This is a genomic window from Streptomyces sp. NPDC003720, from assembly GCF_042875075.1.
Lineage (GTDB): Bacteria > Actinomycetota > Actinomycetes > Streptomycetales > Streptomycetaceae > Streptomyces.
This window is the reverse complement of record NZ_JBIANZ010000005.1, coordinates 435,123-461,232: the sequence shown is the minus strand read 5'-3', so window position 1 is coordinate 461,232 and position 26,110 is coordinate 435,123. Positions and strand designations below refer to the sequence as shown.

The window sequence follows — 26,110 nt, the reverse complement described above, 5'->3', positions numbered from 1 at the left end:
GACACCGGGAAGGACGACCCCGTCGATGACCGATCTCGCGACGACCCCACGGACCGCCACCCGGGGCTTCCGCGCCGGCGACGGACCGCCGCTGGTGGAGGCCTGGCGTCGCAGCGCCCCCGCCGACGCCGTCACCGCGGACCGCTTCCGCTCCCTGGTGCTGCTGGACCCCAACTTCGACCCGGAGGGGCTCCGGGTCGCCGTCGACGGCCGCCGTCTCGTGGGCGCCGCCTACGCGGTGCGCCGGCTGACGCCGCTGGCCGGCACCGATCTGGAGCCGGAGCAGGGCTGGATCCCGTTCTTCTTCGTCGCCCCGGAGGCCCGCGGGCGCGGCCTGGGCCGCCGGCTGCTGACCGAGGCCCTTGACTGGCTGCACGGCCACGGCCGCACCCGGGTGGACTTCTCCTCGTACACCCCCGACTACGTCCTGCCCGGCCTGGACGCCGAGGCCTATCCGCGGGCCGCCGCGCTGCTCGGCTCGCTGGGCTTCCGCACGCTGTACGAGGCGACGGCCATGCACCGCGGCCTGGTCGGCTACCGCGTCCCCGACGAGGTCGCGCGCCGGCTGGGCGAACTGACCGCCCTCGGCCACCGGTTCGCCACTCCGTCCGACGACGACCTGGTGGACCTCCTCGCGCTCGCCGGCGGCCACTTCGGCCCGGACTGGGCGTGCACGATCCGGGCGTGTCTGACCGCGGGCACACCGCTCGACCGGATCGTCGTCGCCCGGGATCCCGCCGGGCGCATGTCCGGCTGGGCGATGCACGGGGCGTTCGACGGGGTCGACGAGCGGTTCGGCCCGATCGGGGTCCGGGAGGAGATGCGCGGCACCGGGCTCGGCGAGGTGCTGCTGCACCTGGTGCTGGAGCGGATGCGGGCGCGCCGCGCGCACTCCGCGTGGTTCCTGTGGACCGGCGCCCGGTCCCCCGCCGGCCACATGTACCGCAAGGCCGGCTTCGACAGCACCCGGGTGTTCCACGTGCTGCGCCGGGAGGCCGCCCGATGACGACCGCCCGCCGCCCCGGGGCAGCGGGCGGGCTGAGCCGCCGTCACTTCGCCCTCGCGCTGCCCTCGGCGCTGCTCGCCTCCGGGTGCGCCGCACCGCACCGGGGCACCGGCCGGCCCGGGGACCCGGTCGAGCTGACCCTGCTCTCCCACTACGCGAGCGGGGAGCTGAAGCAGGCCCTCCAGGGCCCGGTCGACGAGTGGAACGCCACACACGACCGGGTCAAGGTGCGCACGAAAGCGGTGGAGTTCACGGACCTGCTGACCACGTTCATGGTCCGGCAGGCCGCGGGCCAGGGCGCCGACATCCTCCACCCGTACTGCCTGTGGAACGGCCAGCTCGTACGGGCCGGCGTCCTGCGGCCCGCGCCGCCCGGGCACGCCGAGGAGATCGGTCGCGGCTACGGCGAGGCGGCGGTGCGCGCCGCCTCGGTGGAGGGCCGGGTCTACGGCTACCCCACCGAGGCGCAGACCTACGCGCTCTACTACAACAAGCGGCTGCTGCGCGCGGCCGGCCTCGACGGACCGCCGCGCACCTGGCGGGAGCTGGAGGAGGCGGCCCGCCGCACCGCCCGGCGGGACGCCTACGGCAACACGCTGGTCCAGGGGTTCGGCCTGTCGACCTACGACGACTCCACCACCGTCGGCCAGACCCTCGCCCTGCTCAACGCCGCCGGGGGCAGGTTCGTCTCCGCGGACGGCCGGCGCACCGCCATCGACTCGGCGGCCGGCCGGGCCGTCTTCGACCTGGAGCACCGGCTCGTCGCGACGGGCGCCAGCGCGCCGGGCGTCAACGTCTACAAGGCGTTCCCGTCCGGGCAGGTGGCCATGGTGATCAGCGCCGGCTGGTGGACGGCGAACCTGAAGGAGCTGATGGGCGCCGGTTACCGGGACGTCGGTGTGGCGCCGGTGCCGGTGCCCGAGGCCGGCGGCAGGCGCGCCACCCTCTCCACCGGCTTCATGCTGGGCGTCAACGCGGCCAGCGCACACCCGCGCGAGGCCTGGGAGTTCCTGCGCTGGCTCAACACCGAGAAGGTGGCCGTGAAGGGCGCCGGGCGGGGTGCGACGGCAACCCGGATGAGCGTCCTCCAGACGTCGGTGGGCTCCCTGACCGGCCGCGCCGACGACATGCGGACCCTGCTGGGCGGGGGCGGCGATCCCAATCTGCGCCCGTTCCTGGACGCGCTGGCGTACGCGGTGCCCGAGCCGAACGTGCCGGGCGCGCAGCAGGCCAAGTCACTGCTGCGCAAGAACGTCGAGGCGCTGTGGACCGGTCAGCGGTCGGTGGACGAGGCGCTGCGCGTCACCCGGCGTCAGGTCGACCAGGAGGTGTCGCGCGCATGGTGAACACACTGGCGCCGGAGACGGCCGGGCGGGCGGACCGGGGCGCCCGGTCCGCCGCGCCTGCCGCCGCCGGCCGCCCCGACCGGGCCCGGCGCCGGCAGACCGCCGTCGCCTACCTCTTCCTGGCGCCGACGCTGCTGTTCTTCGCGGTCTTCCTGTTCCTGCCGCTCGGTTTCGCCCTGCTGCTGTCGATGTCCCACTGGACCGGGTTCGACCTCGGCGACATCGACCCGGCCGGGCTCGACAACTTCGCCGGCCTCCTCGCGGACGGATCGACGTTCCTGACGCCGGTCCTCACCAACACGCTGCTGTACGCGCTGGGCACGGTGGCGCTCTCCCTCACGGGTTCGGTGCTGGTCGCCACCTGCATCGACAAGCTGCGCTTCCAGGGGCTGTGGCGCACCCTGTACTTCCTGCCGATCGTCACGACGGTCGTCGCCGTCGGCAACGTGTGGAAGTACATGTACGAGCCGGGCGGCCTGGTCAACGGCGTGCTCAACGCCCTCGGGATCGGCTCGGTGGCGTTCCTGCAGGACCCCGGCACCGCGCTGCCGTCGGTCGTGGTCGTGCAGGCCTGGGCCTCGGTGGGCACCGCGATCCTCGTGCTGACCGCCGGGCTGAAGTCCATCCCCGGGTCGTACTACGAGGCCGCCGCGCTCGACGGCGCCGGGCCCGTGACCGTCTTCCTCCGGATCACCCTGCCGCTGCTGCGGCCGTCCCTGCTGTTCGTGTGCGTGACCCAGTTCCTGACCGGGCTGCAGTCGTTCGCGCTGATCATCGTGATGACGAGGGGCGGTCCGGGCGACGCGACGGCCGTCGCCGCGCTGGAGATGTACCGCCAGGCCTTCAGCTACGGCGACTGGGGCACCGCGAGCGCCGCCGCCTTCGTGCTGTTCCTGGTGGTCCTCGCGGTCACCCTGCTGCAGTTGCTGCTGTTCCGGCGCAAGGGGGAGGACGCGTGACCGGCCGCCGTTTCCCGTGGTTGTCGTACCTGCTGGTGGTCAGCGGCGCCGTGCTCACCATGGTGCCGTTCCTGGACATGGTGATGACGTCGTTCAAGGGACCGGGCGAGTCCGGCACCCTGCCGTACCGGTTCCTGCCCAAGGCGTTCGACCTGTCCAACTACCGGGCGGCCGTCGAGCAGCTCGACCTTCCGGTGCTCTTCCGCAACAGCGTCGTCGCCACCGCGGTGATCACCGGATCGGTGCTGCTGACGTCGTCGCTGGCCGGCTACGCGCTGGCCAAACTCCGCTTCCCGGGCCGGGACTTCGTCTTCCGCCTGGTGCTGTCGACGATGATGTTCCCGCCGTTCCTCTTCTTCATCCCGCACTTCCTGATCCTGGTGCACTGGCCGCTGGCGGGCGGCAACGACCTGCTCGGGCGCGGCGGCGCGGGCCTGACCGTCAGCATCGTGGCCCTCACCATGCCGTTCCTGGTCAACGGCTTCGGGATCTTCCTGATGCGCCAGTTCATGGTCGCGATCCCGGACGAGGTGCTGGAGGCCGCGCGCATCGACGGGGCCGGCGAGTTCGCGGTGTGGTGGCGGATCGTGGTGCCGCAGACCCGGCCGGTCGTGGTGACGCTCGGGCTGCTGACCTTCGTCGACGCCTGGAACGAGTACATCTGGGCGCTGCTGGTCTCGACCGCCGACCCGGACGTGATGACCCTGCCGGTCGGCATCCAGCTCCTGCAGGACTACGTCGACCCGTCCCGCACGATGCCCATCGTCATGGCCGGCCTGGTGCTGAGCATCCTGCCGGTGCTGATCGTCTTCCTGCTGCTGCAGAAGCACTACATCCGCGGGGTCATGCTCAGCGGCCTCAAGTGACCGGGCTCCCGACAGGCCGTCCGCCGGGTGTGGGCACACACTGGATCCGTGCGGAGGCGGGCCGCCGGAGGCAGAGCCGCGCCCGCGTTCACGAGGGAGGCCGGAACCATGGTCCAGACATCTTGGACGACGCAGGGCGTCTTCACCGGGCCGGGAGGCGTCCGTACCGACGAGGCCGGGATCGTCACCGGCGACCTGACCGTGCACACCACCTGGGACGCCAGGCAGGCCGTCGTGCAGGTCCAGTACACCGGGACCTCCCTGTGGTACACGCTGACCGGCAGTCCGGTGCCGTGCTCCTCGCAGCCCGAGAGCCGGGACCTGCACCAGGCGGTGGTCGAGGCCGTCCGGGCCGGCGGCGGCGCCACGGTCCCGCGCTACGACCGGCAGTGGGCGCGCCCCTGAGCGGCGGGCACCGCGCCGCCCGCGCGGGTGCCCGCGCCGCTGAAGGGGCCCGGTGACCTCCGGTCCGGTGGTGGTCGGCGCCGACGGGTCGGCCTCCAGCCTCGCCGCCGTGGAGACCGCGGCGCGCGAGGCGCGGCTGCGCGGAGCCGGGCTGCGGGTGGTGCACGCCTTCCTGTGGCCCGCGATGCACGTACCCCTGGGTCCGTCGCCGCTGGGGCCGTCGGAGGGCGGGGTGCGCAGGATGGTCGACCGCCTGGTGGCCGAGGCGGTGGAGCACGCACGGGCGGCGGCGCCCGAGGTCGTCGTCGACCATGTCGTGGTGACCGGTGAACCGCTGACGGTGCTGGAGGCGCAGTCGCGGCACGCGGAGCTGGTGGTCGTCGGGTCCCGGGGCATGGGCGGGTTCGTCGGCCTGCTGATCGGTTCGACGGCGGTGCACCTGGCGGCGCACGGCCACTGCCCGGTGCTGGTGGTACGCGAGCAGCAGGGCGGCGACGGCCCCGTCGTGCTCGGGGTGGACGGTTCGGCTGCGGGCGTGGCGGCGGTGGACTTCGCCTTCGCCGAGGCGGAGCTGCGGGGCTGCGAGCTGGTGGCCCTGCACGCCTGGACCACGTGGAACGCGCCGCTGCCCGCGCCGCAGGACGCGTCGGCGCCCTACGCGAATCCGCCCGGCGCGCTAGCCGGGGAGGAGGACCGGCTGCTCGCCGAGGCACTGGCCGGCCACCGGGAACGCCATCCGGACGTGCCGGTGCGGCACCGGCTGGTGCACGGCGGCACGCGCGAGGCGCTGATCGATGCCAGCCGCTCCGCCCGGTTGCTGGTGGTGGGCGCGCGAGGCCGGGGCGGGTTCACGGGCCTGCTGCTGGGCTCGGTCAGCCAGGCCCTGCTGCACCACGCGCACTGTCCGGTGGCGGTGGTACGGGCGGCGGGGGCGCGTCCCTGACGAGCGCGCGCCGCGACCTCCAGGTAGTGGAATATTCAACAACGTGCTCCCGTTGAGGCCCCCGAGGAGGTCAACAGTGGAGACGCGAGTGGAGACCACGTACTACGACCACGGCACCCCGGCCGAGCGCTGGGACCGGGCGCGGCTGTTCTTCGACGCCCAGGACTACGCCGGCGCGGCCCGGGTGCTGGCGGGACTGGTCGAGGAGGTGCCGGAGCAGACCGGACCCCGGCTGCTGCTGGCCCGCGCCTACTACCACTCGGCCCAGCTGCGCCGCGCGGAGGCCGAGCTTCGGATCATCGTGGAGCGGGACCCGGTGGAGCACTACGCCCGGCTGATGCTGGGCCGTACGCTCCAGCGGCAGGCCCGGCACGACGAGGCGGCCCCGCACCTGCGGATCGCCGGAGCGCTCGCGGGCGACTTCCCCGAGGAGTGAGCGGCGCAGCCCACGGGCCCGGTTCGATGGGGAACCGGGCCCGTCGCGCTGTCCCCCGCCGGGCGCTCCGGCGCGTACGCCGCCCACGCCGGTGCGCACAACGCCGAGGACCGTCCCCGGCTAGGTCGTGTCCGCAAAGTCGCGTCGTTCGCCCGCAGGGCGGGCGTCGCGGCGTCCGGTGCGTGCTCTGGGGGTCCCCCCGGCCGAAGGCTGGGGGAGTGCCGGCCGGATGCCCTCGTACTGGGTGTACTCGGGCTTTCGGCCGGTGCGGCGAGAGTGCGTGCCGGGCGTCGCGACGCAGACGCGACTTCGCGGACACGGCCTAGGAGGGCGGCCCGCGACGACGCCGGGCGGCGGCACGAAGCGGACAGGGTCGGCGATCGCGGCCGGCGCCGGTACGGCGACGTGGCATTCTGACGCGATGGCACCTTCCAGTGATCAGGCACCGCTCGCCGAGCGGGTCGAGGAACTCCTCGCCGCCGGCGGCCCCTTGCCCATCGTCGCGGCCGGCCGGCCGGTCCTCAGGCGCGGCACCGAGGTCTACGACGGCCAGCTCGGCCCCGCCCTGCTGGCCCGGTTCGTCGAGGCGATGCGGCTGACCATGCACGCGGCGCCCGGCGTGGGCCTGGCCGCCCCGCAGGTCGGGATTCCGCTGCGGATCGCGGTCGTCGAGGACCCCGCGCCGGTGCCGGAGGAGGTGGCGCGGATCCGGGGCCGGGTGCCGCAGCCGTTCCGCGTCCTGGTCAACCCGTCGTACGAACCGGTGGGCGATGCCCGTGCCGCGTTCTTCGAGGGCTGCCTGAGCGTGCCGGGCTGGCAGGCCGTGGTGGCCCGGCACGCCGAGGTGCGGCTGCGCGGCGAGGACGAGCACGGCTCCGCGCTGGACGAGGTGTTCACCGGGTGGCCCGCCCGGATCGTCCAGCACGAGACGGACCACCTCGACGGCGTCCTCTACCTCGACCGGGCGCAGCCGCGCTCGCTGTCCACGAACGAGGCGGTGGCGGCCCTGTGGGCGCAGCCGGCACCGCGGGCGGCGGCCGAGGCGCTCGGCTTCGAACTGCCGTAACCCGCCCCGCCCGCCGTTCAGTTGTCCCGGTAGGCCTCCAGCAGCCGCAGCCACACCTCGCTCAGCGTCGGGTACGACGGGACGGCGTGCCAGAGCCGGCCGACCGGGACCCGGCCGGCGACCGCGACGGTCGCGGAGTGGATGAGCTCGCCGACGCCGGGGCCGACGAAGGTGACCCCGCGCAGGATCTCCTCCTCCAGATCGACGACCATGCGGGCGCGGCCCTTGTAGCCGTCGCCGTACAGGCCGGCGCCGGCCACCGAGGAGAACTCGACGTCGACGGCGCGGACGCGGTGGCCCGCCTGCTCGGCCTCGGCCAGCGAGAGCCCGACGGCGGCGGCCTCCGGGTCGGTGAAGACGACCTGGGGCACGGCGTGGTGGTCGGCGGTGGCCGCGTGCGCGCCCCAGGGCTCGTCCGGCGGCTCCGTGCCCGTGGCCCGCGCGGCGATCGCGGCGCCCGCGATCCGGGCCTGGTACTTGCCCTGGTGGGTCAGCAGCGCACGGTGGTTGACGTCGCCGACCGCGTACAGCCAGTCGGTGCCGGTGACCCGGAGGCTGTCGTCCACGTCGAGCCAGGAGCCGGGTTCCAGGCCTACGGTGTCCAGGCCGATGTCCTCGGTCCGCGGGGCGCGCCCGGTGGCGAAGAGGATCTCGTCCGCCTCGATGCGGTCCCCGGCGCCGGTGACGGCCACCACGGTGCCGTTCTCGCGGGAGACGGACTCGACCGAGGCACCGGTCCGCACGTCCACGCCCGCCCCGGCGAGCGCGTCGGCGACCAGTTCCCCGGCGAACGGCTCCATCCGGCTCAGCAGGCCCTTGCCCCGCACCAGCAGGGTGACCCGGGAGCCGAGGGCCTGCCAGGCGGTGGCCATCTCGGTGGCGACGACCCCGCCGCCGACGACGATCAGCCGGTCCGGAGCCGCCTTGGCGCTGGTGGCCTCGCGGCTGGTCCACGGCTTGACCTCGGCCAGGCCCGGCAGGCCGGGCAGCCGGGCGCTGGTGCCGGTGCAGACGGCGACGGCGTGCCGGGCGGTGAGCGTGGTGACGGTGCCGTCGGGGCCCGTCACCGTGACCGTGCGGGGGCCGGCCAGCCGGCCCCGGCCGCGGTACAGGTCGGCGCCGGTGCCCTCCAGCCAGCGGATCTGTCCGTCGTCCTGCCAGTGCGAGGTGTAGTCGTCCCGCCGGGCGAGGACCGCGGGGGTGTCGAGTGGGCCCTGGACCGCCTGCTCCAGGCCGGGCAGGCGTCGCGCGTCCGCCTGGGCGATGACCGGCCTGAGCAGCGCCTTGCTGGGCATGCACGCCCAGTAGGAGCATTCGCCGCCGACCAGCTCGCTCTCCACGACCGCGGTGGTGAGGCCGGCCGCGCGGGTGCGGTCGGCGACGTTCTCCCCCACGGGCCCGGCCCCGAGCACCACGACGTCGTACGCGATGGATTCCGTTTCCGTCATGGGGTCAGTCTGGTGGGTGGTTGGCACCAGGGCCACACGGGTAGGCGCGCGGGACAGCCGCGGGTCCGCCCGGAACACTCGTGGAATAGGCGGCCGCGCCGGCGTGTTTCCGCCGACGGCACACCCCACACCAGGAAGAGGGAACCAGGCCATGAGCAGCACTGTGGAGCTGACCAAGGAGAACTTCGACCAGACCGTCACCGAGAACGAGTTCGTCCTCATCGACTTCTGGGCGTCCTGGTGCGGGCCGTGCCGTCAGTTCGCACCGGTGTACGAGAAGGCCGCCGAGGAGAACCCGGACCTGGTCTTCGGCAAGGTCGACACCGAGGCGCAGCCCGAGCTGGCGCAGGCCTTCGGCATCCAGTCGATCCCGACGCTGATGATCGTCCGGGACCAGGTCGCCGTCTTCGCCCAGCCGGGCGCCCTGCCGGAGGCCGCCCTCACGGACGTCATCGGGCAGGCCCGCAAGCTGGACATGGACGAGGTCCGCAAGAGCATCGCGGCCCAGGAGCAGCAGGGCGAGTAGTCCCGGCTCCAGGTCCTGCTGCGGCCCGTGGCGCGTCTCGCGCCGCGGGCCGCACGCGTGTGCGAGGGGTGCGGCGGGGTCAGCCGGACTCGCGGGGGACCAGGCTCGCGCCGAGCACCCTGCGCACCTCGGGCTCGCCGCCGGGTTCGCGGACCGCGCGGTCGACGAGTTCCGCCAGCTCCCGGCCGGAGGGCAGCTCGACGCGGACGGTGCTGAGCCGCGGACGCAGCAGCCGGCCGAGCATCAGGTCGTCGGCGCCGACCACGGCCACGTCCTCGGGAATGCGGACGCCCTCGTCCTGGAGGGCGCGCATCAGCAGCATCGCGTACTCGTCGTTGTAGGCGAACACCGCGTCGAGACCCGACTCGCGCCACCCTGCGGCCAGCCGGGCGGCCGCCTGCTCCGTGTAGGCGAGCGGCAGCGCGGTCACGGTCGCGTCCGTGCCGCGCAGCGCCTGGCGGACGCCGGCGAGCCGGGGCCGGGAGAACATCTCCAGGCCGGGTTCCTCGGGGACGATCACCCCGATCCGGCGGCGCCCGCGCGCGTGCAGACGGACGCCGGCGCAATGGCCGACGGCCTCGTGGTCCATGAGCAGGGCGTGGGCGCCCTCGACCCGCTCGGGGCCGAGGGTCACCACGGCCCGGGCGCCGGAACGCCTGAGCACGGCGACGCCCCGCGGGCCGAGCCCCACGCCGGGCACCAGGACGGCGACGGGACGCAACTCGGCCCAGGCGCGGGCCGCTTCGTCGCCCTGGAGGCCGACGGTGCCGTACTGGACGACGGTGTAGTCGAGGCGGCCGAGGGCGGTCTGGAGTTCGGCGAGGAAACGGCTGTAGAGGGGGCCGGCCGGGATCGCCGGGGCGGGCATGAGCACCATGCGGCTGTGTCCGGCCCGCAGGCTGCGGGCGGCCGCGTGGGGTACGTAGCCCAGTTCCCGGGCGGCCTCGTGGACGCGGCGGCGCGTCGGCTCGCTGATCCGTACGGCACTGGTGTTGTTGAGGACGTAGGAGACGGTCGCGCGCGAGACGCCCGCCAGCCGGGCCACGTCGGCACTCGTCGGAACGGAGTGCGGCGCGGGCGCCGCGGACGGCGGCGTGTTCGGTATCTGCACCATGACAGACCGCATCTTGGCAGAGGGGCGGGGGCGGGGTGCGGGCGGGGGAACGTCGTTCATTCTTCGACCAGTTGGCGGGACGGCGGGCACGCCGGGGCGGGCGCGTCGGGGCGGGCGCGTCGGCGGCCCGGCGAAGGCGGAGCGGCGAGCAAGCGACGAACACGTTCGCTACGAACTTGTTCGCAACGAACATGTTCGTTAGCCTGGCGGCATGACTGGAACCCCCCGCTCCCGCCGTGAACGCCCCGCCAAACCGGCGCTCAGCCGGGAGGGCATCGTCGCGGCCGCGCTCGCGGTCCTGCGGGCCGAAGGGCTGCGCAAGGTGACCATGCGGCGGCTGGCCCAGGAGCTCGACACCGGACCCGCCTCGCTGTACGTCTACGTCCGCAACACCGACGAGCTGCACGCGGCCGTCCTCGACGAGCTGCTCGGCACCGTCGGTCCCGCCCCGGCCGGGGGCGACTGGCGGGAGCGGCTGGAGCGGGTGCTCACCGACTGCACTCTGATGCTCCTGGACCATCCGGACCTGGCCCGCTCGGCGCTGACCGCACGGCCGAGCGGCCCGCACTACCTGAACCTGATCGAGACGCTGCTCGCCCTGCTCGCCGAGGGCGGGGTCCCGCGCGACCGGGCCGCCTGGGGCGTGGACCTGCTCCTGCAGCACGCCACCGCGACCGCCGCCGAGCACGCCGGGGAGAAGTCCCCAGGCGACTGGCAGGCACTGGACAGCGCGCTGCGCGGGGCGTCGGAGGAGACCCATCCGCACATCGCCGCCTCCGCCGGGGAGCTGCTGTCCGGCGCCCCGCGGGCCCGTATGTCCTGGGCCTTCCGGGCGCTGATCGACGGCATCGAGCGCACCGCCGTACCCGACTGACACCCCGCTCCCGAGGAGACCTCCATGACCACCGCCCACCACCCCGTCACCGTCGTCGGCGCCGGACTCGGCGGCCTCGCGCTCGCCCGGGTGCTGCACGTGCACGGCGTCGAGGCGGCCGTCCTCGACGCGGACGCCTCACCGGCCGCGCGCACGCAGGGCGGCATGCTCGACATCCACGACGACTCCGGACAGGAGGCGCTGCGCGCGGCCGGGCTGCACGACGCCTTCATGGCCCGGGTGCACCCCGGCGGCCAGGCGCTGCGCGTCCTCGACCAGGAGGGCACCGTCCACCTGGAGGAGTCCGACGACGGCACCGGCGCACGCCCCGAGATCGACCGCGGCGAGCTGCGCGACCTGCTGCTGGCCTCCCTGCCGGCCGGTACCGTCCGCTGGGGCGCGAAGGTGACCGGCGCCCGCCCGCTCGGCGACGGCCGGCACGAGGTGGCGCTCGCGGACGGCGGCACGTTCACCACCGGTCTGCTGGTCGGCGCGGACGGCGCCTGGTCCCGCGTCCGCCCCCTGCTGTCCCCCGCCCGGCCCGCGTACACCGGGGTGTCGTTCGTCGAGGCGGACCTGCTGGACGCCGACGCCCGGCATCCCGGGGCCGCCGCGGTGGTCGGCGGCGGCATGCTGTTCGCGCTGGGCGCGGGCCGGGGCTTCCTCGGGCACCGCGAGAGCGACGGCAGCCTGCACGTATACGCGGCCGTCGAGGCGCCGGAGGACTGGCTCGACGGGATCGACTTCGGCGACACCGAGGCGGCGAAGACGGCGGTGCTGAAGGAGTTCGGCGGCTGGCACGAGAGCCTGCGCGCACTGGTGGCGGAGGCGGACGGGGCGCTGGTGCCACGGCGGATCCACGCCCTGCCGGCCGGTCACCGCTGGGCCCGGACGCCCGGGGTCACCCTGCTCGGGGACGCGGCGCACCTGATGTCGCCGTTCGCCGGCGAGGGCGCCAACCTCGCGCTGCTCGACGGCGCCGAGCTGGGCCTCGCCGTAGCCGCGCACCCCGGGGACACCGAGGCCGCGCTCGCCGCCTACGAGGAGCGGATGTTCCCGCGGGCCGCGGCGTCGGCGGCGGAGTCGGCGCGCGGCGGCGCGGCGCTGTTCCGGGCCGACGCGCCGCACGGGCTGCTGCGGATGTTCGCCGGCCACGACGCCTGATCCCGCCCCGGCCGGGAGTGCCCGGCCGGGACCGCGCGTCAGGCGGGCCGCTCCGTGCCCGTCACCCGGGCCACGAGGTCGAGCCAGCCGGCCTCCAGCCGCTCCATCGGCATCCCGCACTGCCGGGTCAGATGGTGGATCTGGGCGGGGTCGAGGTAGGCCAGCAGCGTCAGGCAGAGCAGATCGCAGTCGGCGCCCGGCACGAGCTGCCGCAGCAGCATCGTGACGTGCGTGCGCAGCGCCTGGACGGCGGGGTGGGAGAAACGGCGGCACGGTTCCGGCTGGGCGGCGAGCTGGAGGTCGAGCTGCTCCGCCGAGCGGTAGAGGACCGCCACGCCGAACGCCCGCAGCCGGTCGAGGGGCGGTGCGCCGGGGCCGAGCGGCGGGGGCCCGGACAGGAAATCGCCCTGGAGCTGCCGGCCCGAGTGGTCGAGCAGGGCCGTCAGCAGCCCGGTGCGGTCGCCGAAGCGGCGGAACACCGTGCCCTTGCCCACCTGGGCCGCGGCCGCCACGGCCTCCATCGTCACCCCGGCCACCCCGTGCTCGGCGATCAGCCGGGCGGCCGCCTCCAGCAGCCGGGCCCGGTTGCGGGCGGCGTCGGCGCGCAGGCAGGGCTCGCCGGGACCCGGCTCGACCTCAAGCAGTTGAGGCGTGTCGTAGGGCTCCTGGGGCTGCGGGAAGGGGGGCAGGGCGGCGGACATGAAGACAGCGTAAAGCATCGGGAACAAAACTGGACCGCGGTCCGGTTAGCCTGATAGAAAAGCTAAGCGGACCTCGGTCCGGATCCTAACGGCGATGTCTCAGCCCCCTTTGGAGTAACCCCCATGTCTGTTCGCATCCTCGCCCTCGTCGGCAGCCTCCGCGCCGGTTCGCACAACCGCCAGCTCGCCGAGGCGGCCGTCAAGCTCGCCCCCGAGGGCGCCGAGGTCGTGCTCTACGAGGGCCTGGCCGAGGTCCCCTTCTACAACGAGGACATCGACGTCGAGGGCGACGTCCCGGCGCCCGCCGCCGCGCTGCGCGAGGCCGCCGGCGCAGCCGACGCCTTCCTCTTCTTCTCCCCCGAGTACAACGGCACCATCCCGGCCGTCCTGAAGAACGCCATCGACTGGCTGTCCCGCCCGTACGGCGCCGGCGCCTTCATCGGCAAGCCCGTCGCCGTGGTCGGCACCGCCTTCGGCCAGTACGGCGGCGTGTGGGCGCAGGACGACACCCGCAAGGCCGTGGGCATCGCCGGCGGCAAGGTGATCGAGGACATCAAGCTGTCCATCCCCGGCTCCGTGACCCGCTTCGCCGAGACCCACCCGGTCGACGACGCCGAGGTCGCCGCGCAGCTCACCGAGGTCGTCGCCCGCCTGCACGGCAACGTGGGCGAGGTCGCGGCCGCCTGAGCCGGACGCACCCGCGAAGGGGCCGGAACCGCCGGGTTCCGGCCCCTTCGGCATGCCCGGACGCCCCGGGAGGGGGACCCGCCGTCCGGTGGACATCCAGGACTCGAAACAGGCGCACGGGTCATACGTGTCGCAGGGGCGCGCAGCACGCGTCCCGCAGAGTCAGGTGAGGAGAAGTCATGCCCCCGCGCCACTCCCCGTCCCCGCCGCCGTTCGATCCGGAGCTGGCCGCCGTGCTGGAGCCGGCCGGCGACGCGGTCCCGCCCGGCCTCACACCGGACGAGATCCCCACGGCCCGGCGGGGCGCGAGCAAGGAGCTGGCCGAGCTGTTCGACGTCACGATGGACGGCGCCTTCGAGGTGGAGGAGCGGCCGGTGCCGGGTCCCGGCGGCGCGCCGGACGTCTCGCTGCTCATCTGCCGCCCCGCCGCCGCCCCGGCCGGCCCGCTGCCGGTGATCTACCACGTGCACGGCGGCGGCATGATCCTCGGTCACAACCGGGCCGGGGTGGAGGCCCCGCTGAACTGGGCGCGGGAACTGGGCGCCGTCGTCGTCTCGGTCGAGTACCGCCTCGCGCCCGAGAACCCGCACCCGGCGCCGGTCGAGGACGTGTACGCGGGCCTGCTCTGGACGGCCGGGCACGCCAAGGAGATCGGCGGCGACCCGGACCGGATCGTGATCGCCGGGGCCAGCGCGGGCGGCGGGCTGACCGCCGCGCTCGCCCTGCTGCTGCGCGACCGCCGGGGCCCGGCCGTCATCGGCCAGCTCCTGATGTACCCGATGCTCGACGACCGCAACGACACCGTCTCCAGCCACCAGATGGCGGGCGTCGGCGTCTGGGACCGCACCGCCAACGACACCGCCTGGACGGCGCTGCTCGGCGACCGCCGCGGTGGCCCCGACGTCTCCCCCTACGCCGCACCCGCCCGCGCGGCGGACCTGTCCGGCCTGCCCCCGGCCTTCCTCGACGTCGGCTCCGCCGAGACCTTCCGCGACGAGGTCGTCGACTACGCCTCCCGCATCTGGGCCTGCGGCGGCGTGGCCGAACTCCACGTCTGGCCCGGCGGCTTCCACGGCTTCGACGGAGTCGCCCCGCGGGCTTCCCTGTCCCGGGCGGCGCGGGCGGCCCGGCTCGCGTGGCTGCGCAGACTGCTGGCCGGATGAGGACGCGCACGCCGTGCGCGTCCCGCGCACCCGGACTTGACCGGATGTCACCTGTGCGAAAGCTGTACGACCGCCCCCATGCCGAGGTTACCGTTCGGTAGACATCGTGCCCGGAGGCTCCCGGAGGTGCCCCGCAATGACGCCCGACCGTGCCGCAGGACTCGTGGAGTCGGCCCGCGCGCTCGCCGCCGGGGAGGTGACCTCACGTGCGCTGGTGGAACTGGCCCTGGCCCGGATCGAGGCCACCCAGCCGACCCTGAACGCCTTCCGGGTGGTGCGCGCCGAGGCCGCGCTCGCCGAAGCGGAAGCCGCCGACCGGGAGTTGGCGGCCGGAGTACGCCGCCCGCTGCTCGGGGTGCCGGTGGCGGTCAAGGACGACATGGACGTGGCGGGCGAGCCGACGGCGTTCGGCTGCCGGGGCACGTTCCCGCCGGCTGCGGCGGACGGGGAGGCGGTACGGCGGCTGCGGGCGGCCGGGGCGGTGATCGTCGGCAAGACCAACACCTGTGAGCTGGGGCAGTGGCCGTTCACCGAGGGGCCCGCCTTCGGGGAGACCCGCAACCCGTGGCACACCGGCCACACTCCGGGCGGCTCCTCAGGCGGTTCGGCGGCCGCGGTCGCCGCCGGACTGGTCCCGGCCGCGCTCGGCTCGGACGGCGCGGGATCGGTGCGGATCCCGGCCTCCTGGACCCATCTGATCGGGATCAAGCCACAGCGCGGGCGGATCTCGACCTGGCCGCGCGCCGAGGCCTTCCACGGCATCACGGTGAACGGCACGCTGGCCCGCACGGTCGCCGACGCGGCCCTGCTGCTGGACGCGGCCGGCGGCAACCATCCCCGGGACCCGCACCGGCCGCCGGCGCTCACGGTGTCCGAGGCGGTCGGCCGCGACCCCGGCCGGCTGCGCGTCGCCCTGTCGCTGAAGCCGCCGTTCACCGCCGTGCCCGCGCGGCTGCGCCCCGACGTCCGGGCCCGGGTCCTCGAACTCGCCGACCGGCTGGCCGGCTTGGGGCACACCGTGGAGGAGGCCGACCCGCCCTACGGGCAGATCGGGCTGGCCTTCGTACCGCGGGCCACCGCCGGTATCGCCGACTACGTCCGCGAGGCTCCCGACCTGGCGCTGCTCGATCCGCGCACCCGGGGCGCGGCCCGGCTGGGCAGGCTGCTCGGCGGGGCCCCGCTGCGGGCCGCACGGCGCGCGGAGGCGGTCCTGCACCGGCGGATCGGCGCCTTCTTCGACGCGTACGACGTACTGCTCGCCCCGACGACGGCCGCTCCCCCGCCCGCGATCGGCGCACTGTCCGGCCTCGGCGGGCTGGCCACCGACCGCGCCATGATCGCCGCCTGTCCGTACGCCTGGCCGTGGAACGTCCTCGGCTGGCCGGGGGTCAACGTGCCCGCCGGGTTCGTGGGCGACGGCCTGCCCGTGGGCGCCCAATTGCTCGGGCCCGCCGCCAGCGAGCCGCTGCTGGTGTCCCTGGCCGCCCAGCTGGAGTCGGAGCTGCGCTGGCACGAGCGGTGGCCGCCGGTGCCGGAGCCGGACGCGCGGGTGGCCTGACCGATCGGCGAGCGCGGGCGGACGGGCCCCGGACTTCCCGGAGCCCGAACTTCCAGGCGGCGGGCGCCCGTTCCGCCCGTACTCTGTGGCCATGGACGATGCGTCGATGGTCGGGCTCATGGGACGGGTGACGGGGACGATCGGGCCCGGTCTGGTCGGCGAGGTGATCGTCCGGGTGCGCGGCGGCGCCGAGCACTTCCTCGCGTACGCCGCCGACGGCACGGGCCGCATGGAGCGCGGCACGGTGGTGATGGTGGTGGAGTACCTGCCGCCGAGGACGGTGTACGTCACCGCCGCGTACGACAGTTGAGCGTAGCGCGCCCCAGGTGAGGGGCTTGTGCGTCAAGATTGCGACAAGGATGCCCCGATGCCTTCTCGGTGCGTCGCGACGGGCGCACACTCCCTTCGTTCGGTGCCGAAAGGGCACCATGCAAAGGGGGCGAATGCCGATGGTCGTCGGCGTCGTTGCGGGAGCGGTCGTCGTTGCCGTTCTCGTGCTGATCGGTCTGTTCAAGATGATGTGGCGGGTCGCCGAGCCGAACGAGGCGCTCATCATCTCCGGGTCCAAGCACCGTACCGAGGGACTCGAGGAGGGCATGGGATTCCGCATCGTCACGGGGCGGGGCACGCTGGTGCTGCCCGGTGTGCAGGCGGTGCGCAAGCTCTCCCTGGACCTGAACGAGACCGAGTTGCAGGTGGACTGCGTGACCCACCAGGGCATCCCGCTGAAGGTGCGGGGCGTGGTCATCTTCAAGGTGGGCGACGACTTCGTGTCGATCGCGAACGCCGCCCGCCGTTTCCTGGACCAGCAGCGGCTGATGTCGGAGCGGGTGCACAACGTCTTCGCCGGTCATCTGCGGTCCATCGTGGGCGGGTTGACGGTCGAGGACATGATCCGCGACCGGGAGAAGCTGACCGGGCAGACCCGGGCGGCGTGCGGTACGGAGATGGAGAAGCTGGGTCTGATCGTCGACTCGCTGCAGATCCACGAGATCGAGGACCCGACCGGGTACATCCAGAACCTGGCCATGCCGCACGCGGCGGCCGTGCAGCGGGACGCGCGCATCGCGCAGGCCGAGGCGAACCGGCTGGCCACCGAGGCGGAGCAGCAGTCGTTCGCGCGGATGGCGGAGGCCACCCGGGACAGCGAGATCCTGCAGGCCGGCTACCAGGCCGAGCGGGACAAGGCGGGGGCGAAGGCCCAGCAGGCCGGACCGCTCGCCGCGGCCGCCGCCCGGCAGGAGGTCGTCGTCCAGGAGACCCGGGTCGCCGAGCTCGAGGCGCACCGGCGTGAGCAGCAGCTCCAGGCGGACGTCCGCAAGCCGGCCGACGCCCGGGCCTACGAGAAGCGGACGCTGGCCGAGGCCGAGCGCGACGCCCGGATCTCGGCGGCCCAGGCCAAGGCGAAGGAGACGGAACTCGCGGCGGCCGCCGAGGCCACCCGGGTCAAGGCGGCCGCGGGCGCCGAGGCCGAGGCCACCAAGACCCGGGGCGCGGCCTCCGCCGCGGCCACCCGGGCCACCGGTGAGGCGGAGGCCGCCGCCGCTCAGGCCAGGGGTCTGGCGGACGCGGAGGCGACCAAGGCGAAGGGCCTCGCCGAGGCGGAGGCCATCAAGGCGCGGGCCGCCGCCCTGGCCGAGAACCAGGAGGCCGTCGTCGCGCAGCAGCTCGCGGAGAACTGGCCGGAGATCGTCCAGGCGGGCGCGTCCGCGTTCGGCAACGTGGACAACATGGTGCTGCTCAACGGCGCCGACGGCATGGCCGAGCTGTTCGCCAAGGCGCTCACCATGGGCGGCACCGGACTCGGCCTGGCCCGCCAGCTGCTCTCGTCGATGAACCACAACGGGACCGGCGCGCCGGGCGCTTCACCGTCGCTCAACGGGGCGGTGCCGCCCGCACCGCAGAAGGTGCCGGTGGAGCAGGAGGGTTAGCGGTCCGCTCCGGAGCCGCCGGACGGCCGGGGTCCCCAGCGGGGGCCCCGGCCGCCGCGCGTCGGCCCCCGTCGCCGGCCGTCATCCGCGCAGCAGCGCGATGCCCAGCGCGAACAGCGTCGCGACCTTCGCCAGTTCCAGCGCCACGTACCAGAGGTGGCCGCGGGAGCGGGGCAGGTCCTCGCCCGCGAGCACCCGGTCGGACCTGCGGTTCAGGCGCGGCCGTACGACGGCGAGCTGGGCGGCGAGCAGCACGGCGACGGCCGCGGTCAGCCCCACGGTCCCGGCCGCCGCGCCGCCCACGGCGACGGCGACGGCCACCACGACGGCGAGAGCGGTCTCGACGGCGTTCAGGGCCCGGAAGACGAGCCGGCCTATGCCCAGGCCGATGGGTATGGTCACGCCCGGTGCGCGGAACTTCAGCGGCGCCTCCAGGAAGGAGATCGCCAGCACCATTCCGAGCCAGACGAAGACCACCGCGCTCGCGGTGGCGGCCGACGCGCTGTTCATCGGGGGGCTGCCTCTTTCTGCTCTGCGGCGGCCGTCCCGCCCAGGTGGGCGAGGCAGGAGTCGGGTTCGGCGAAGGGTTCCAGGCCGGTCGCGGTCAGCGGCGCGCCGAGCCCGGCCAACGCGCCCCGCATCAGGCCGAGATGGAGCGGGCACACCAACCGGCCGTACTCCTCGGCGAGTTCCAGGAAGGGGCAGTGCCGCAACCGGATCCGGGCCGGCGGCCCGTCCGGTCCGGGCGTTCCCTCCGCGGTCGGGGCGAAGCCCAGGTCGTCCAGCAGGCCGACGAGCCGGGCCGCCGAGCGCGCGGCGGTCGGCCGCTCGAAGGGCGGCGGCGGCTCCACCAGGGACCGGCCCCAGGCGCGGCCGGTATCCTCCGCCTCCGCGCGCGCCTCGGCGGGATCGGCGGACGCCCAGCGGCTGAGCAGCATCCGGGCCAGCAGCGGGTAGCCGCGCACGCCGCCGCGGTCCATGCCGGGCCGCACGCGGTAGGCGGCACGGGGCCGGCCGGGCCCGGAGGACGCCTCGGTGCCGCTCTCCACCAGCCCGTCGGCCACCAGCGCGTCCAGGTGGAAACGCACGGTGTTGGGGTGGACGCCCATCCGCTCGGCGACCGCTGCCACCCCGAGCGGCGCGGGGGCGGCCCGCAGCACGTCCAGCACCTCCCGGCGGCGCGGGCTCTGCCGTGCGGTCATGGCCGTTCACCCACTTCCACCTGCGTGTATTTTTCACAAGACCTACGTGGAGTAATTGTAGGATGGGCTGCGGAGAGCGATAGAGCGAGGGGTGCGCATGACGCCGTCGTCCGAGAGCGGGACCGGCTGGGACGCGGGTCCGGACCCGCGCGTCCTGTGCGACGCCGGCGCCCTGGCCGCCGATCCGCCGGTTCCGTCGGGGGTGCTGTGGAAGCTGGCCGAGGGCGGACGCCAGCTCGACGCCAACGTCGTACGGCTGGCCCCGGGCTCGCGCGTCGACACGCACACCGAGCCGAACCTGGACGTGCTGGTCCTGGTCGTCTCGGGGGACGGCGTGCTCGGCAAAGGCGCCCGGGACGAGCCGGAGCCGCTCACCGAGGGCGCCCTGCTGTGGCTGCCGCACGGCTCCACGCGCAGCATCACCGCCGGCGCCTCGGGCCTCGCCTGCCTGACCGTGCACCGCCGCCGGCCCGGCATGCAGATCCAGTCGCGCGGCGGCGCGCCCGTGTGACGGGCGGGAGGCGGCCGGCCATGTCCTCCGCCGCGGCCCGGGCGCGGAACAGGCCCGTCGCGCAACGCCGTTCGCCGCGACCCGCCGTCCGCCCCGCGCTGACCCGCGCTCCCGACGTGCCCACGTCAGGCCCTAGGGTGCTCTCCGTGAGCACGCCTACCGATGAGAACGTCCCGGGCCGCTTCGGCCCCCATGCCACCACCGAGGCCGACCCGCGCGGGGCCGGCCGGGTGCGCACCGAGTACTCCCCCGCCCACGACGGCGACCCCGACCCGGGTGAGATCGTGTGGACCTGGGTGCCGTTCGAGGAGAACGACGGCCGCGGCAAGGACCGGCCGGTGCTGGTGGTCGCCCGGGAGGCGGCGGGCACCTTCCTCGCCGTCCAGTTGTCCAGCAAGCGGCACGACGGGGACCGCGAGTGGGTGGCCATCGGCAGCGGCCCCTGGGACCGGTCGGGCCGCGACTCGTGGGTGGACGTGGACCGCGTGCTGAGGCTGCACGAGGACGGCATGCGCCGGGAGGCATGCGCGCTGGACCGGATGCGCTTCGATCTGGTCCGGCAGCGGCTGCACGAACGGTACGGCTGGACCTGACGGCCGCCGGCCGGCGGCCTCGCGGCCCCGGCCCGCGCCGCGACCGCCCCCGGCCGGTGGCCCTGCGGTTCCCGGTCGGCGACCGGCCGGACGGCCCCTAGCCGGTGACCGGGCGCGCGCGCTCGGAGGACTCGGCGAAACGTCGGGCGAAGGCCTCCCGGACGGCCGCCCCCGGCGTGCGGTCCAGGATGCCGAACACCACGTGCTCGAACCTCCGCGCGAACCGCCCACCGGGCCCGAGCAGCGCCCGGAAGGCCTCGGCGACCTGCGCCGGGTCGTTCTGGAACACGCCGCAGCCCCAGGCGCCCAGCACCAGCCGCCGGTAGCCCTGGGCGGCGGCGGTCTCCAGGACCCGCTCGGCCCGCCGGGCGAGGGTGGCCGGGAGTTCAGCGGCCCGCCCGGGGGCGGTACGCCGCACGACACCCGCGTTGGGAGCGGCCGCCGTGAGGAAGCCCGCGAGGTACGGCCGCTCCAGCAGCGCGCCCCGGTCGTCGCGGAACACCGGCACGGCCGGGGAGTGAATCACCCGATCGGTGTAGAACGGGTCACGGTGCGCGCGGTGGTGGTCGTAGAAGGCGCGGGCCTCCAGTAGGCAGGTGTACAGCGCCGAGGCGCGGCACAGGGCTTCCTCCTGGGCCTGGGCGCCGTTCAGGTAGCCGCCGCCGGGATTGCGGGCCGAGGCGAAGTTCAGGACGGCGACCGGCGCGCCGGCCAGCCGGCGGGCGGCCTCGGTGCTGCTCTCCCCCGTGACCTCCAGGACGGGCTCCGTGTCCAGGACCGCGGGCACCGGTACCGGTACCGGTTCGGGTCCGTACAGCCGGGTGCCCGCCCGGGCGGCCTCGACGGCGGCCGCCAGCGGTACCTCCCGGCCGTCGGGCGCGCGGTACGAACCCGCCGCCACGATGCGTTCGGTCTCCGCGGCCACACCGCGCAGGCGCGCGCTCATGGCGCCACCCCCGTGGGCGCCACGAGCGCGGCCGGCGCTCTCTCCCCCGTCGTGCTCATGCACGCATCCTGGGTGATGCTGGGATGCGGTGCAACGGAGTTTCCCGGGGGCCGGAACGGCCGGGGAACCCGGAAAGGAACGGAGGTTACCGATCCGGAACGTCCCGATGGGCACCCTTGTGCGAATCGACTCAAGGGTCTTGGGTGGACGGGTGCCTGTCCGTGCCCGGCGTGGGCCGGACCGGTGGCATGGTGGAATCTCAGGAGGATCCCGACATGTCCGACTCGAAGAGCGATTGCGGCGACTGTACGGAGCGCCGCGACGCCGTCACCGAAGCCGAGGTGGAAGCCCTGGTCAGGGGCATCTGCTTCAAGACCGGACCGCCCCGCACCCTCGGGGTCGAAGTGGAATGGCTCGTACACGAGCTGCGGCGGCCGCAGCTCCCGGTCCCACCCGAACGACTCGAAGCGGCGTACGCCACCCTGCGGAGCGTGCCGCTGCGTTCGCCGCTCACCATCGAGCCCGGCGGCCAGCTGGAGCTGAGTTCTCCGCCCGCCGCCTCCCTGATGGAGTGCGTGGACACCGTCTCCGCCGACCTGGAGGCCGTGCGCGCCGTCCTCGCGCAGGACGGACTCGGACTCCTCGGCGTGGGCCACGACCCCTGGCGCGCACCCCGCCGGTTCCTGCGCGAACCGCGCTACGACGCCATGGAGGCCTGTCTCGACCGCACCGGCACGGCCGGCCGGCACATGATGTGCGCCTCGGCCTCCGTCCAGGTGTGCGTGGACGCCGGGCACGACGACCCGGGCGTCCTCGGTCTCGGACAGCGCTGGTGGCTGGCCCACCAGCTCGGCGCGGTCCTGGTGGCCGCGTTCGCCAACTCCCCCCTGGTCGGCCGGCGGCCCACCGGCTGGCGGTCCACCCGTCAGCTGCACTGGACGGAGATCGGCGCGGGCCGCGCGGGCGCTCCCCCGCCCGACGCGGAACCGAGGGGCGCCTGGGCCCGGCACGTGCTGGACTCCCCGGTGATGTGCGTCCGCCGCGACAGCGGCCCGTGGGACGTGCCCGACGGCCTCACCTTCCGCGAGTGGACCCGCTCGCGGGACCGCCGGCCGCCCACCCGGGCGGATCTCGACTACCACCTGACCACCCTGTTCCCGCCGGTCCGGCCGCGCGGCCACCTGGAGCTGCGCATGATCGACGCGCAGCCGGGCGACGACGGCTGGATCGTGCCGCTCGCGGTGACCGCGGCTCTGTTCGACGACCCGGAGGCCGCCGAGAGCGCGCACCAGGCGGTCAAACCGCTGGCCGAGCGGGCCATGAACCTGCCGGCCCCGCACAATCCGCTGTGGATCGACGCGGCCCGGCACGGGCTCACCGATCCGGAGCTGTGCGACGCCGCCGTCGCCTGTTTCTCGGCGGCGCTCCTGGCCCTGCCCCGGATGGGCGCCGCGCCCGCGGTCGTCGACGCCGTCGCCGCGTATCTGGACCGCTACGTCGCGCGGGGCCGCTGCCCGGCCGACGACCTGCTCGACCGTCTGCGCGGCGCCGGCCGCCGCGCGGCCGACGGGAGGAAGGACATCCGCACATGACCGCCCCCGAGACCGAGACCACGGCCGCCGAGGCGGACACCGAGGCGCTGCGCGAGCGCGCGGTCGCCTCGCTCACCGCCGCCCGCGCCCGCACCGAGCTGCTGACCGACTGCGTCGAGGAACCGGACCTCACCGCCCAGCACTCCCCGCTGATGTCGCCCCTGGTGTGGGACCTCGCCCACATCGGCAACCAGGAGGAGCTGTGGCTGCTGCGGGCGGTCGGCGGCCGGGAGGCGCTGCGGCCCGAGATCGACGGCCTGTACGACGCCTTCGAGCACTCGCGCGCCGAACGCCCCTCGCTGCCGCTGCTGCCGCCCGCCGAGGCCCGCGGATACGCGTCCGACGTACGCGGTCGCGCCCTGGACCTGCTGGGGGCCGCGGACTTCCACGGCAGCCGGCTGACCGAGGCCGGCTTCGCCTTCGGCATGATCGCGCAGCACGAACAGCAGCACGACGAGACCATGCTGATCACCCATCAGCTCCGCACCGGTCCTCCGGTCCTGACCGCGCCCGATCCCGGACCGGCCCCGCTGTTCACCGGTCCGGCCGAAGTCCTGGTGCCCGGCGGCCCGTTCACCATGGGCACCTCCGCCGAGCCCTGGGCGCTGGACAACGAGCGCCCCGCGCACCCGGTGGACGTGGCGCCCTTCTGGATCGACACGACCCCGGTGACGAACGCGGCGTACCAGGCGTTCATCGAGGACGGCGGCTACCGCACCGAGCGCTGGTGGACCCCGGAGGGCTGGGCGCACATCCGGCAGCACGGCGTCACCGCTCCGCTGTTCTGGCGGCGCGACGGCGGCCAGTGGCTGCGGCGGCGCTTCGGCGTCACCGAGGCGGTGCCGGCCGACGAGCCCGTGCTGCACGTGTGCTGGTACGAGGCGGACGCCTACGCCCGCTGGGCCGGGCGCCGGCTGCCGACCGAGGCGGAATGGGAGAAGGCCGCCCGCTTCGACCCGGCCACCGGCCGCTCCCGGCGCTACCCGTGGGGCGACGCCGACCCGGCCCCCGAGCACGCCAACCTGGGCCAGCGCCATCTCCGGCCGGCCCCCGCCGGCAGCTATCCGGACGGCGAGTCCCCGCTCGGCGTACGGCAGTTGATCGGCGACGTGTGGGAGTGGACGTCGAGCGACTTCCTGCCCTACCCGGGGTTCACCGCGTTCCCGTACAAGGAGTACTCGGAGGTGTTCTTCGGCGCCGAGTACAAGGTGCTGCGCGGCGGCTCGTTCGCCGTGGACCAGGTGGCCTGCCGGGGCACGTTCCGCAACTGGGACTACCCGATCCGGCGGCAGATCTTCTCCGGGTTCCGGACCGCGCGTACGGAGGCCGTCTGATGTGCCGGCACCTGGCCTACCTCGGGCCGGAACAGCCGCTCGGCCGGCTCCTGACGGAGCCCGCGCACAGCCTGTACCGGCAGTCGTGGGAGCCCCGCCGGCAGCGGTACGGCACCGTCAACGCCGACGGTTTCGGGGTGGGCTGGTACGCCCCGGACGATCCCGCGCCGGCCCGCTACCGGCGGGCCGGGCCGATCTGGGCCGACCTGTCCTTCGCCGACCTGGCCCGGGTGGTGCGCTCCGGCGCGGTGCTCGCCGCCGTGCGCGACGCCACCCTCGCGGGCGCGGACGCCGAGGCCGCGGCCGCGCCGTTCGCCGCCGGACGCTGGCTGTTCAGCCACAACGGCGCGATTGCCGGCTGGCCCGACTCGGCGGCGCCCCTGGTCTCCGGACTGCCGCCGGTCGAACTGCTGTCGCTGCAGGCGCGCACCGACTCGGCGTTCGTCTGGGCGCTGGTGCTGCACCGGCTGCGCTCCGGCGACGAGCCCGCCGAGGCCCTCGGCGGCACCGTCCGCCGGTTCGCCGCGGCGGCCCCCGCGTCCCGCCTCAATCTGCTGCTCACCGACGGCGAGACCATCGCCGCCACCGCCTGGGGCGACAGGCTCTGGTACCGCACGGAACCCGGCCGGGGGACGGTCGTCGCGTCGGAGCCCTACGACGACGACCCGCTCTGGCAGGAGGTCCCCGACCGCACCGTGCTCACCGCGAACCGCGCCGGCGTGCTCCTCGCCCCACTCGAGGATCCGGCGCCGGCAACCCAGAAGGAGCCCTGCCGTTGAGTCCCCTGCACGTCACCCGCACACTCCCCGAGGACGCGACCGGCGCCGCGCTGCGCGCCGACGTCCGGCACGGCCTCACCGCCACCCCCAAGACGCTGCCGCCGAAGTGGTTCTACGACGCCCTGGGCAGCGAGCTGTTCGAGCGGATCACCGGTCTGCCCGAGTACTACCCCACGCGTGCCGAGCGCGCGATCCTCGTCGCCCGCAGCGGTGAGATCGCCGCGGCGAGCGGCGCCCGGACCCTGATCGAACTGGGTTCCGGGTCCTCGGAGAAGACCCGGCACCTCATCGACGCGCTCACCTCGCTGGAGGCGTACGTCCCGGTCGACGTCAGCGAGAGCGCCCTCGCCCAGGCCGGGCGGGCGCTCGTCGCGGAGCTGCCCGGACTCGACGTGCACGCGCTGATCGCCGACTTCACCGCCCCGCTGGAACTGCCCGCGACGCCCGGACCCCGGCTCGTGGCCTTCCTCGGGGGCACCATCGGCAACCTGCTGCCCGCCGAACGGGCTGAGTTCCTCGCCCTCGTGCGCTCCCAGCTCGCCCCGGGCGACGGCCTGCTGCTCGGCACGGACCTGGTCAAGGACGAGCGGGTGCTGGTCCGGGCGTACGACGACGCGGCCGGGGTGACGGCCGCGTTCAACAAGAACGTCCTGGCCGTCGTCAACCGTGAACTGGGCGCGGACTTCGATCCGGACGCCTTCGAGCACGTGGCCGTGTGGGACCCGGATCAGGAGTGGATCGAGATGCGGCTGCGCTCGCGCGCCGCGCAGACCGTCAAGGTGCCCGCCCTCGACCTGGCCGTGGACTTCGCGGCGGGCGAGGAGATGCGCACCGAGGTGTCGGCGAAGTTCCGCCGGGCCGGCATCGGCGCCGAACTGGCGGCCGCCGGTCTCGAGCTGACCCACTGGTGGACGGATGCCGAGGACCGGTTCGCGCTGTCGCTGAGCGTGGTGCGGTAGG

The 26,110-nt window shown here is 74.8% G+C and carries 28 protein-coding genes; 22 read left to right on the top strand and 6 right to left on the bottom strand.

Translation table 11 applies throughout. The features are described 5' to 3' along the window. Nucleotides 1-25: 25 nt before the first annotated feature. The 8 genes from ACFYU0_RS16655 to ACFYU0_RS16620 all read left to right on the top strand — a co-directional run bounded on the left by ACFYU0_RS16655 (nt 26) and on the right by ACFYU0_RS16620 (nt 7,027). Nucleotides 26-1,006, top strand: coding sequence for a GNAT family N-acetyltransferase (locus ACFYU0_RS16655; protein WP_389301624.1), 981 nt, complete (start codon nt 26-28; stop codon nt 1,004-1,006). Beyond that, nucleotides 1,003-2,352: an ABC transporter substrate-binding protein gene (locus ACFYU0_RS16650; RefSeq protein WP_351673619.1), complete on the top strand. Its 1,350-nt coding sequence runs from the start codon at nt 1,003-1,005 to the stop codon at nt 2,350-2,352. The genes ACFYU0_RS16655 and ACFYU0_RS16650 overlap by 4 nt, the downstream gene beginning before the upstream one ends. Continuing rightward, nucleotides 2,346-3,311: a carbohydrate ABC transporter permease gene (locus tag ACFYU0_RS16645; RefSeq protein ID WP_389301621.1), complete on the top strand. Its 966-nt coding sequence runs from the start codon at nt 2,346-2,348 to the stop codon at nt 3,309-3,311. The genes ACFYU0_RS16650 and ACFYU0_RS16645 overlap by 7 nt, the downstream gene beginning before the upstream one ends. Further along, nucleotides 3,308-4,177 (top strand): carbohydrate ABC transporter permease, encoded by an 870-nt coding sequence (locus ACFYU0_RS16640; RefSeq protein WP_389301618.1) that lies wholly within the window; start codon nt 3,308-3,310, stop codon nt 4,175-4,177. The genes ACFYU0_RS16645 and ACFYU0_RS16640 overlap by 4 nt, the downstream gene beginning before the upstream one ends. Before the next feature lie 108 nt (nt 4,178-4,285). Next, the gene (locus tag ACFYU0_RS16635; RefSeq protein WP_143634692.1) at nt 4,286-4,582 is read left to right on the top strand and encodes a hypothetical protein; all 297 of its coding nucleotides are present in this window, start codon (nt 4,286-4,288) and stop codon (nt 4,580-4,582) included. A 52-nt stretch (nt 4,583-4,634) separates the two neighbouring features. Further along, nucleotides 4,635-5,525, top strand: coding sequence for a universal stress protein (locus ACFYU0_RS16630; protein WP_389301615.1), 891 nt, complete (start codon nt 4,635-4,637; stop codon nt 5,523-5,525). A gap of 88 nt (nt 5,526-5,613) precedes the next feature. After that, the gene (locus ACFYU0_RS16625; RefSeq protein ID WP_351673628.1) at nt 5,614-5,961 is read left to right on the top strand and encodes a tetratricopeptide repeat protein; all 348 of its coding nucleotides are present in this window, start codon (nt 5,614-5,616) and stop codon (nt 5,959-5,961) included. Between the two features lie 421 nt (nt 5,962-6,382). Continuing rightward, nucleotides 6,383-7,027 carry a peptide deformylase gene (locus ACFYU0_RS16620; RefSeq protein WP_389301612.1) on the top strand — a complete coding sequence of 215 codons (645 nt, stop codon included), beginning with the start codon at nt 6,383-6,385 and terminating at the stop codon, nt 7,025-7,027. 17 nt (nt 7,028-7,044) lie between these two features. Here ACFYU0_RS16620 and ACFYU0_RS16615 read toward each other — a convergent pair whose 3' ends face one another. Then, complete coding sequence (locus ACFYU0_RS16615; RefSeq protein WP_351667861.1) at nt 7,045-8,475, bottom strand: NAD(P)/FAD-dependent oxidoreductase; 1,431 nt, start codon at nt 8,473-8,475, stop codon at nt 7,045-7,047. Between the two features lie 151 nt (nt 8,476-8,626). Between ACFYU0_RS16615 and trxA the strand changes: the two genes are divergently transcribed. Further along, the gene (gene trxA / locus ACFYU0_RS16610) at nt 8,627-9,001 is read left to right on the top strand and encodes a thioredoxin (RefSeq protein WP_351667863.1); all 375 of its coding nucleotides are present in this window, start codon (nt 8,627-8,629) and stop codon (nt 8,999-9,001) included. A gap of 79 nt (nt 9,002-9,080) precedes the next feature. Here the strand turns inward: trxA and ACFYU0_RS16605 are convergent, their stop codons facing one another. Further along, nucleotides 9,081-10,127: a LacI family DNA-binding transcriptional regulator gene (locus ACFYU0_RS16605; protein ID WP_389301607.1), complete on the bottom strand. Its 1,047-nt coding sequence runs from the start codon at nt 10,125-10,127 to the stop codon at nt 9,081-9,083. A gap of 199 nt (nt 10,128-10,326) precedes the next feature. On the opposite strand from ACFYU0_RS16605, the gene ACFYU0_RS16600 reads away from it, so the two are divergent. Together ACFYU0_RS16600 and ACFYU0_RS16595 are read left to right on the top strand one after the other, a co-directional pair. Next, on the top strand, nt 10,327-10,989 hold the full coding sequence (locus ACFYU0_RS16600; RefSeq protein WP_351667867.1) for a TetR/AcrR family transcriptional regulator C-terminal domain-containing protein: 663 nt from the start codon (nt 10,327-10,329) through the stop codon (nt 10,987-10,989). Between the two features lie 24 nt (nt 10,990-11,013). After that, entirely contained in the window at nt 11,014-12,153 is a 1,140-nt protein-coding gene (locus tag ACFYU0_RS16595; RefSeq protein WP_389301604.1) for an FAD-dependent oxidoreductase, read from the top strand. A gap of 38 nt (nt 12,154-12,191) precedes the next feature. Here the strand turns inward: ACFYU0_RS16595 and ACFYU0_RS16590 are convergent, their stop codons facing one another. Continuing rightward, entirely contained in the window at nt 12,192-12,872 is a 681-nt protein-coding gene (locus ACFYU0_RS16590) for a helix-turn-helix domain-containing protein (protein ID WP_351667871.1), read from the bottom strand. 105 nt (nt 12,873-12,977) lie between these two features. Between ACFYU0_RS16590 and ACFYU0_RS16585 the strand changes: the two genes are divergently transcribed. The 5 genes from ACFYU0_RS16585 (at nt 12,978) to ACFYU0_RS16565 (ending at nt 18,193) form a co-directional block, all read left to right on the top strand. Beyond that, nucleotides 12,978-13,541: an NAD(P)H-dependent oxidoreductase gene (locus ACFYU0_RS16585; protein ID WP_351667873.1), complete on the top strand. Its 564-nt coding sequence runs from the start codon at nt 12,978-12,980 to the stop codon at nt 13,539-13,541. 179 nt (nt 13,542-13,720) lie between these two features. After that, nucleotides 13,721-14,704 (top strand): alpha/beta hydrolase, encoded by a 984-nt coding sequence (locus ACFYU0_RS16580; RefSeq protein WP_351667875.1) that lies wholly within the window; start codon nt 13,721-13,723, stop codon nt 14,702-14,704. 136 nt (nt 14,705-14,840) lie between these two features. Then, the gene (locus ACFYU0_RS16575; protein ID WP_351667877.1) at nt 14,841-16,262 is read left to right on the top strand and encodes an amidase; all 1,422 of its coding nucleotides are present in this window, start codon (nt 14,841-14,843) and stop codon (nt 16,260-16,262) included. A 91-nt stretch (nt 16,263-16,353) separates the two neighbouring features. Continuing rightward, nucleotides 16,354-16,572: a hypothetical protein gene (locus ACFYU0_RS16570; protein WP_351667879.1), complete on the top strand. Its 219-nt coding sequence runs from the start codon at nt 16,354-16,356 to the stop codon at nt 16,570-16,572. Between the two features lie 133 nt (nt 16,573-16,705). Further along, nucleotides 16,706-18,193, top strand: coding sequence for an SPFH domain-containing protein (locus ACFYU0_RS16565; RefSeq protein ID WP_389301598.1), 1,488 nt, complete (start codon nt 16,706-16,708; stop codon nt 18,191-18,193). An 81-nt stretch (nt 18,194-18,274) separates the two neighbouring features. Here ACFYU0_RS16565 and ACFYU0_RS16560 read toward each other — a convergent pair whose 3' ends face one another. Then, on the bottom strand, nt 18,275-18,703 hold the full coding sequence (locus tag ACFYU0_RS16560; protein ID WP_351667883.1) for a hypothetical protein: 429 nt from the start codon (nt 18,701-18,703) through the stop codon (nt 18,275-18,277). After that, the gene (locus tag ACFYU0_RS16555) at nt 18,700-19,395 is read right to left on the bottom strand and encodes a helix-turn-helix transcriptional regulator (protein ID WP_389301595.1); all 696 of its coding nucleotides are present in this window, start codon (nt 19,393-19,395) and stop codon (nt 18,700-18,702) included. The genes ACFYU0_RS16560 and ACFYU0_RS16555 overlap by 4 nt, the downstream gene beginning before the upstream one ends. Nucleotides 19,396-19,492: 97 nt before the next feature. Between ACFYU0_RS16555 and ACFYU0_RS16550 the strand changes: the two genes are divergently transcribed. Together ACFYU0_RS16550 and ACFYU0_RS16545 are read left to right on the top strand one after the other, a co-directional pair. Beyond that, entirely contained in the window at nt 19,493-19,906 is a 414-nt protein-coding gene (locus ACFYU0_RS16550) for a hypothetical protein (protein ID WP_351667887.1), read from the top strand. A 146-nt stretch (nt 19,907-20,052) separates the two neighbouring features. Next, on the top strand, nt 20,053-20,499 hold the full coding sequence (locus tag ACFYU0_RS16545) for a type II toxin-antitoxin system PemK/MazF family toxin (RefSeq protein WP_389301591.1): 447 nt from the start codon (nt 20,053-20,055) through the stop codon (nt 20,497-20,499). Between the two features lie 97 nt (nt 20,500-20,596). Here ACFYU0_RS16545 and ACFYU0_RS16540 read toward each other — a convergent pair whose 3' ends face one another. Continuing rightward, nucleotides 20,597-21,445: a TIGR02452 family protein gene (locus ACFYU0_RS16540; protein ID WP_389301588.1), complete on the bottom strand. Its 849-nt coding sequence runs from the start codon at nt 21,443-21,445 to the stop codon at nt 20,597-20,599. Between the two features lie 275 nt (nt 21,446-21,720). On the opposite strand from ACFYU0_RS16540, the gene egtA reads away from it, so the two are divergent. The 4 genes from egtA to egtD are packed head-to-tail and all read left to right on the top strand — an operon-like array spanning nt 21,721 to nt 26,109. Further along, on the top strand, nt 21,721-23,037 hold the full coding sequence (gene egtA / locus ACFYU0_RS16535; RefSeq protein ID WP_351667891.1) for an ergothioneine biosynthesis glutamate--cysteine ligase EgtA: 1,317 nt from the start codon (nt 21,721-21,723) through the stop codon (nt 23,035-23,037). Further along, the gene (gene egtB, locus ACFYU0_RS16530; RefSeq protein WP_389301585.1) at nt 23,034-24,371 is read left to right on the top strand and encodes an ergothioneine biosynthesis protein EgtB; all 1,338 of its coding nucleotides are present in this window, start codon (nt 23,034-23,036) and stop codon (nt 24,369-24,371) included. The genes egtA and egtB overlap by 4 nt, the downstream gene beginning before the upstream one ends. Then, nucleotides 24,371-25,150 (top strand): ergothioneine biosynthesis protein EgtC, encoded by a 780-nt coding sequence (gene egtC, locus ACFYU0_RS16525; protein ID WP_389301582.1) that lies wholly within the window; start codon nt 24,371-24,373, stop codon nt 25,148-25,150. The genes egtB and egtC overlap by 1 nt, the downstream gene beginning before the upstream one ends. Beyond that, nucleotides 25,147-26,109: an L-histidine N(alpha)-methyltransferase gene (egtD, locus tag ACFYU0_RS16520; protein ID WP_389301579.1), complete on the top strand. Its 963-nt coding sequence runs from the start codon at nt 25,147-25,149 to the stop codon at nt 26,107-26,109. The genes egtC and egtD overlap by 4 nt, the downstream gene beginning before the upstream one ends. Nucleotide 26,110 lies beyond the last annotated feature (1 nt).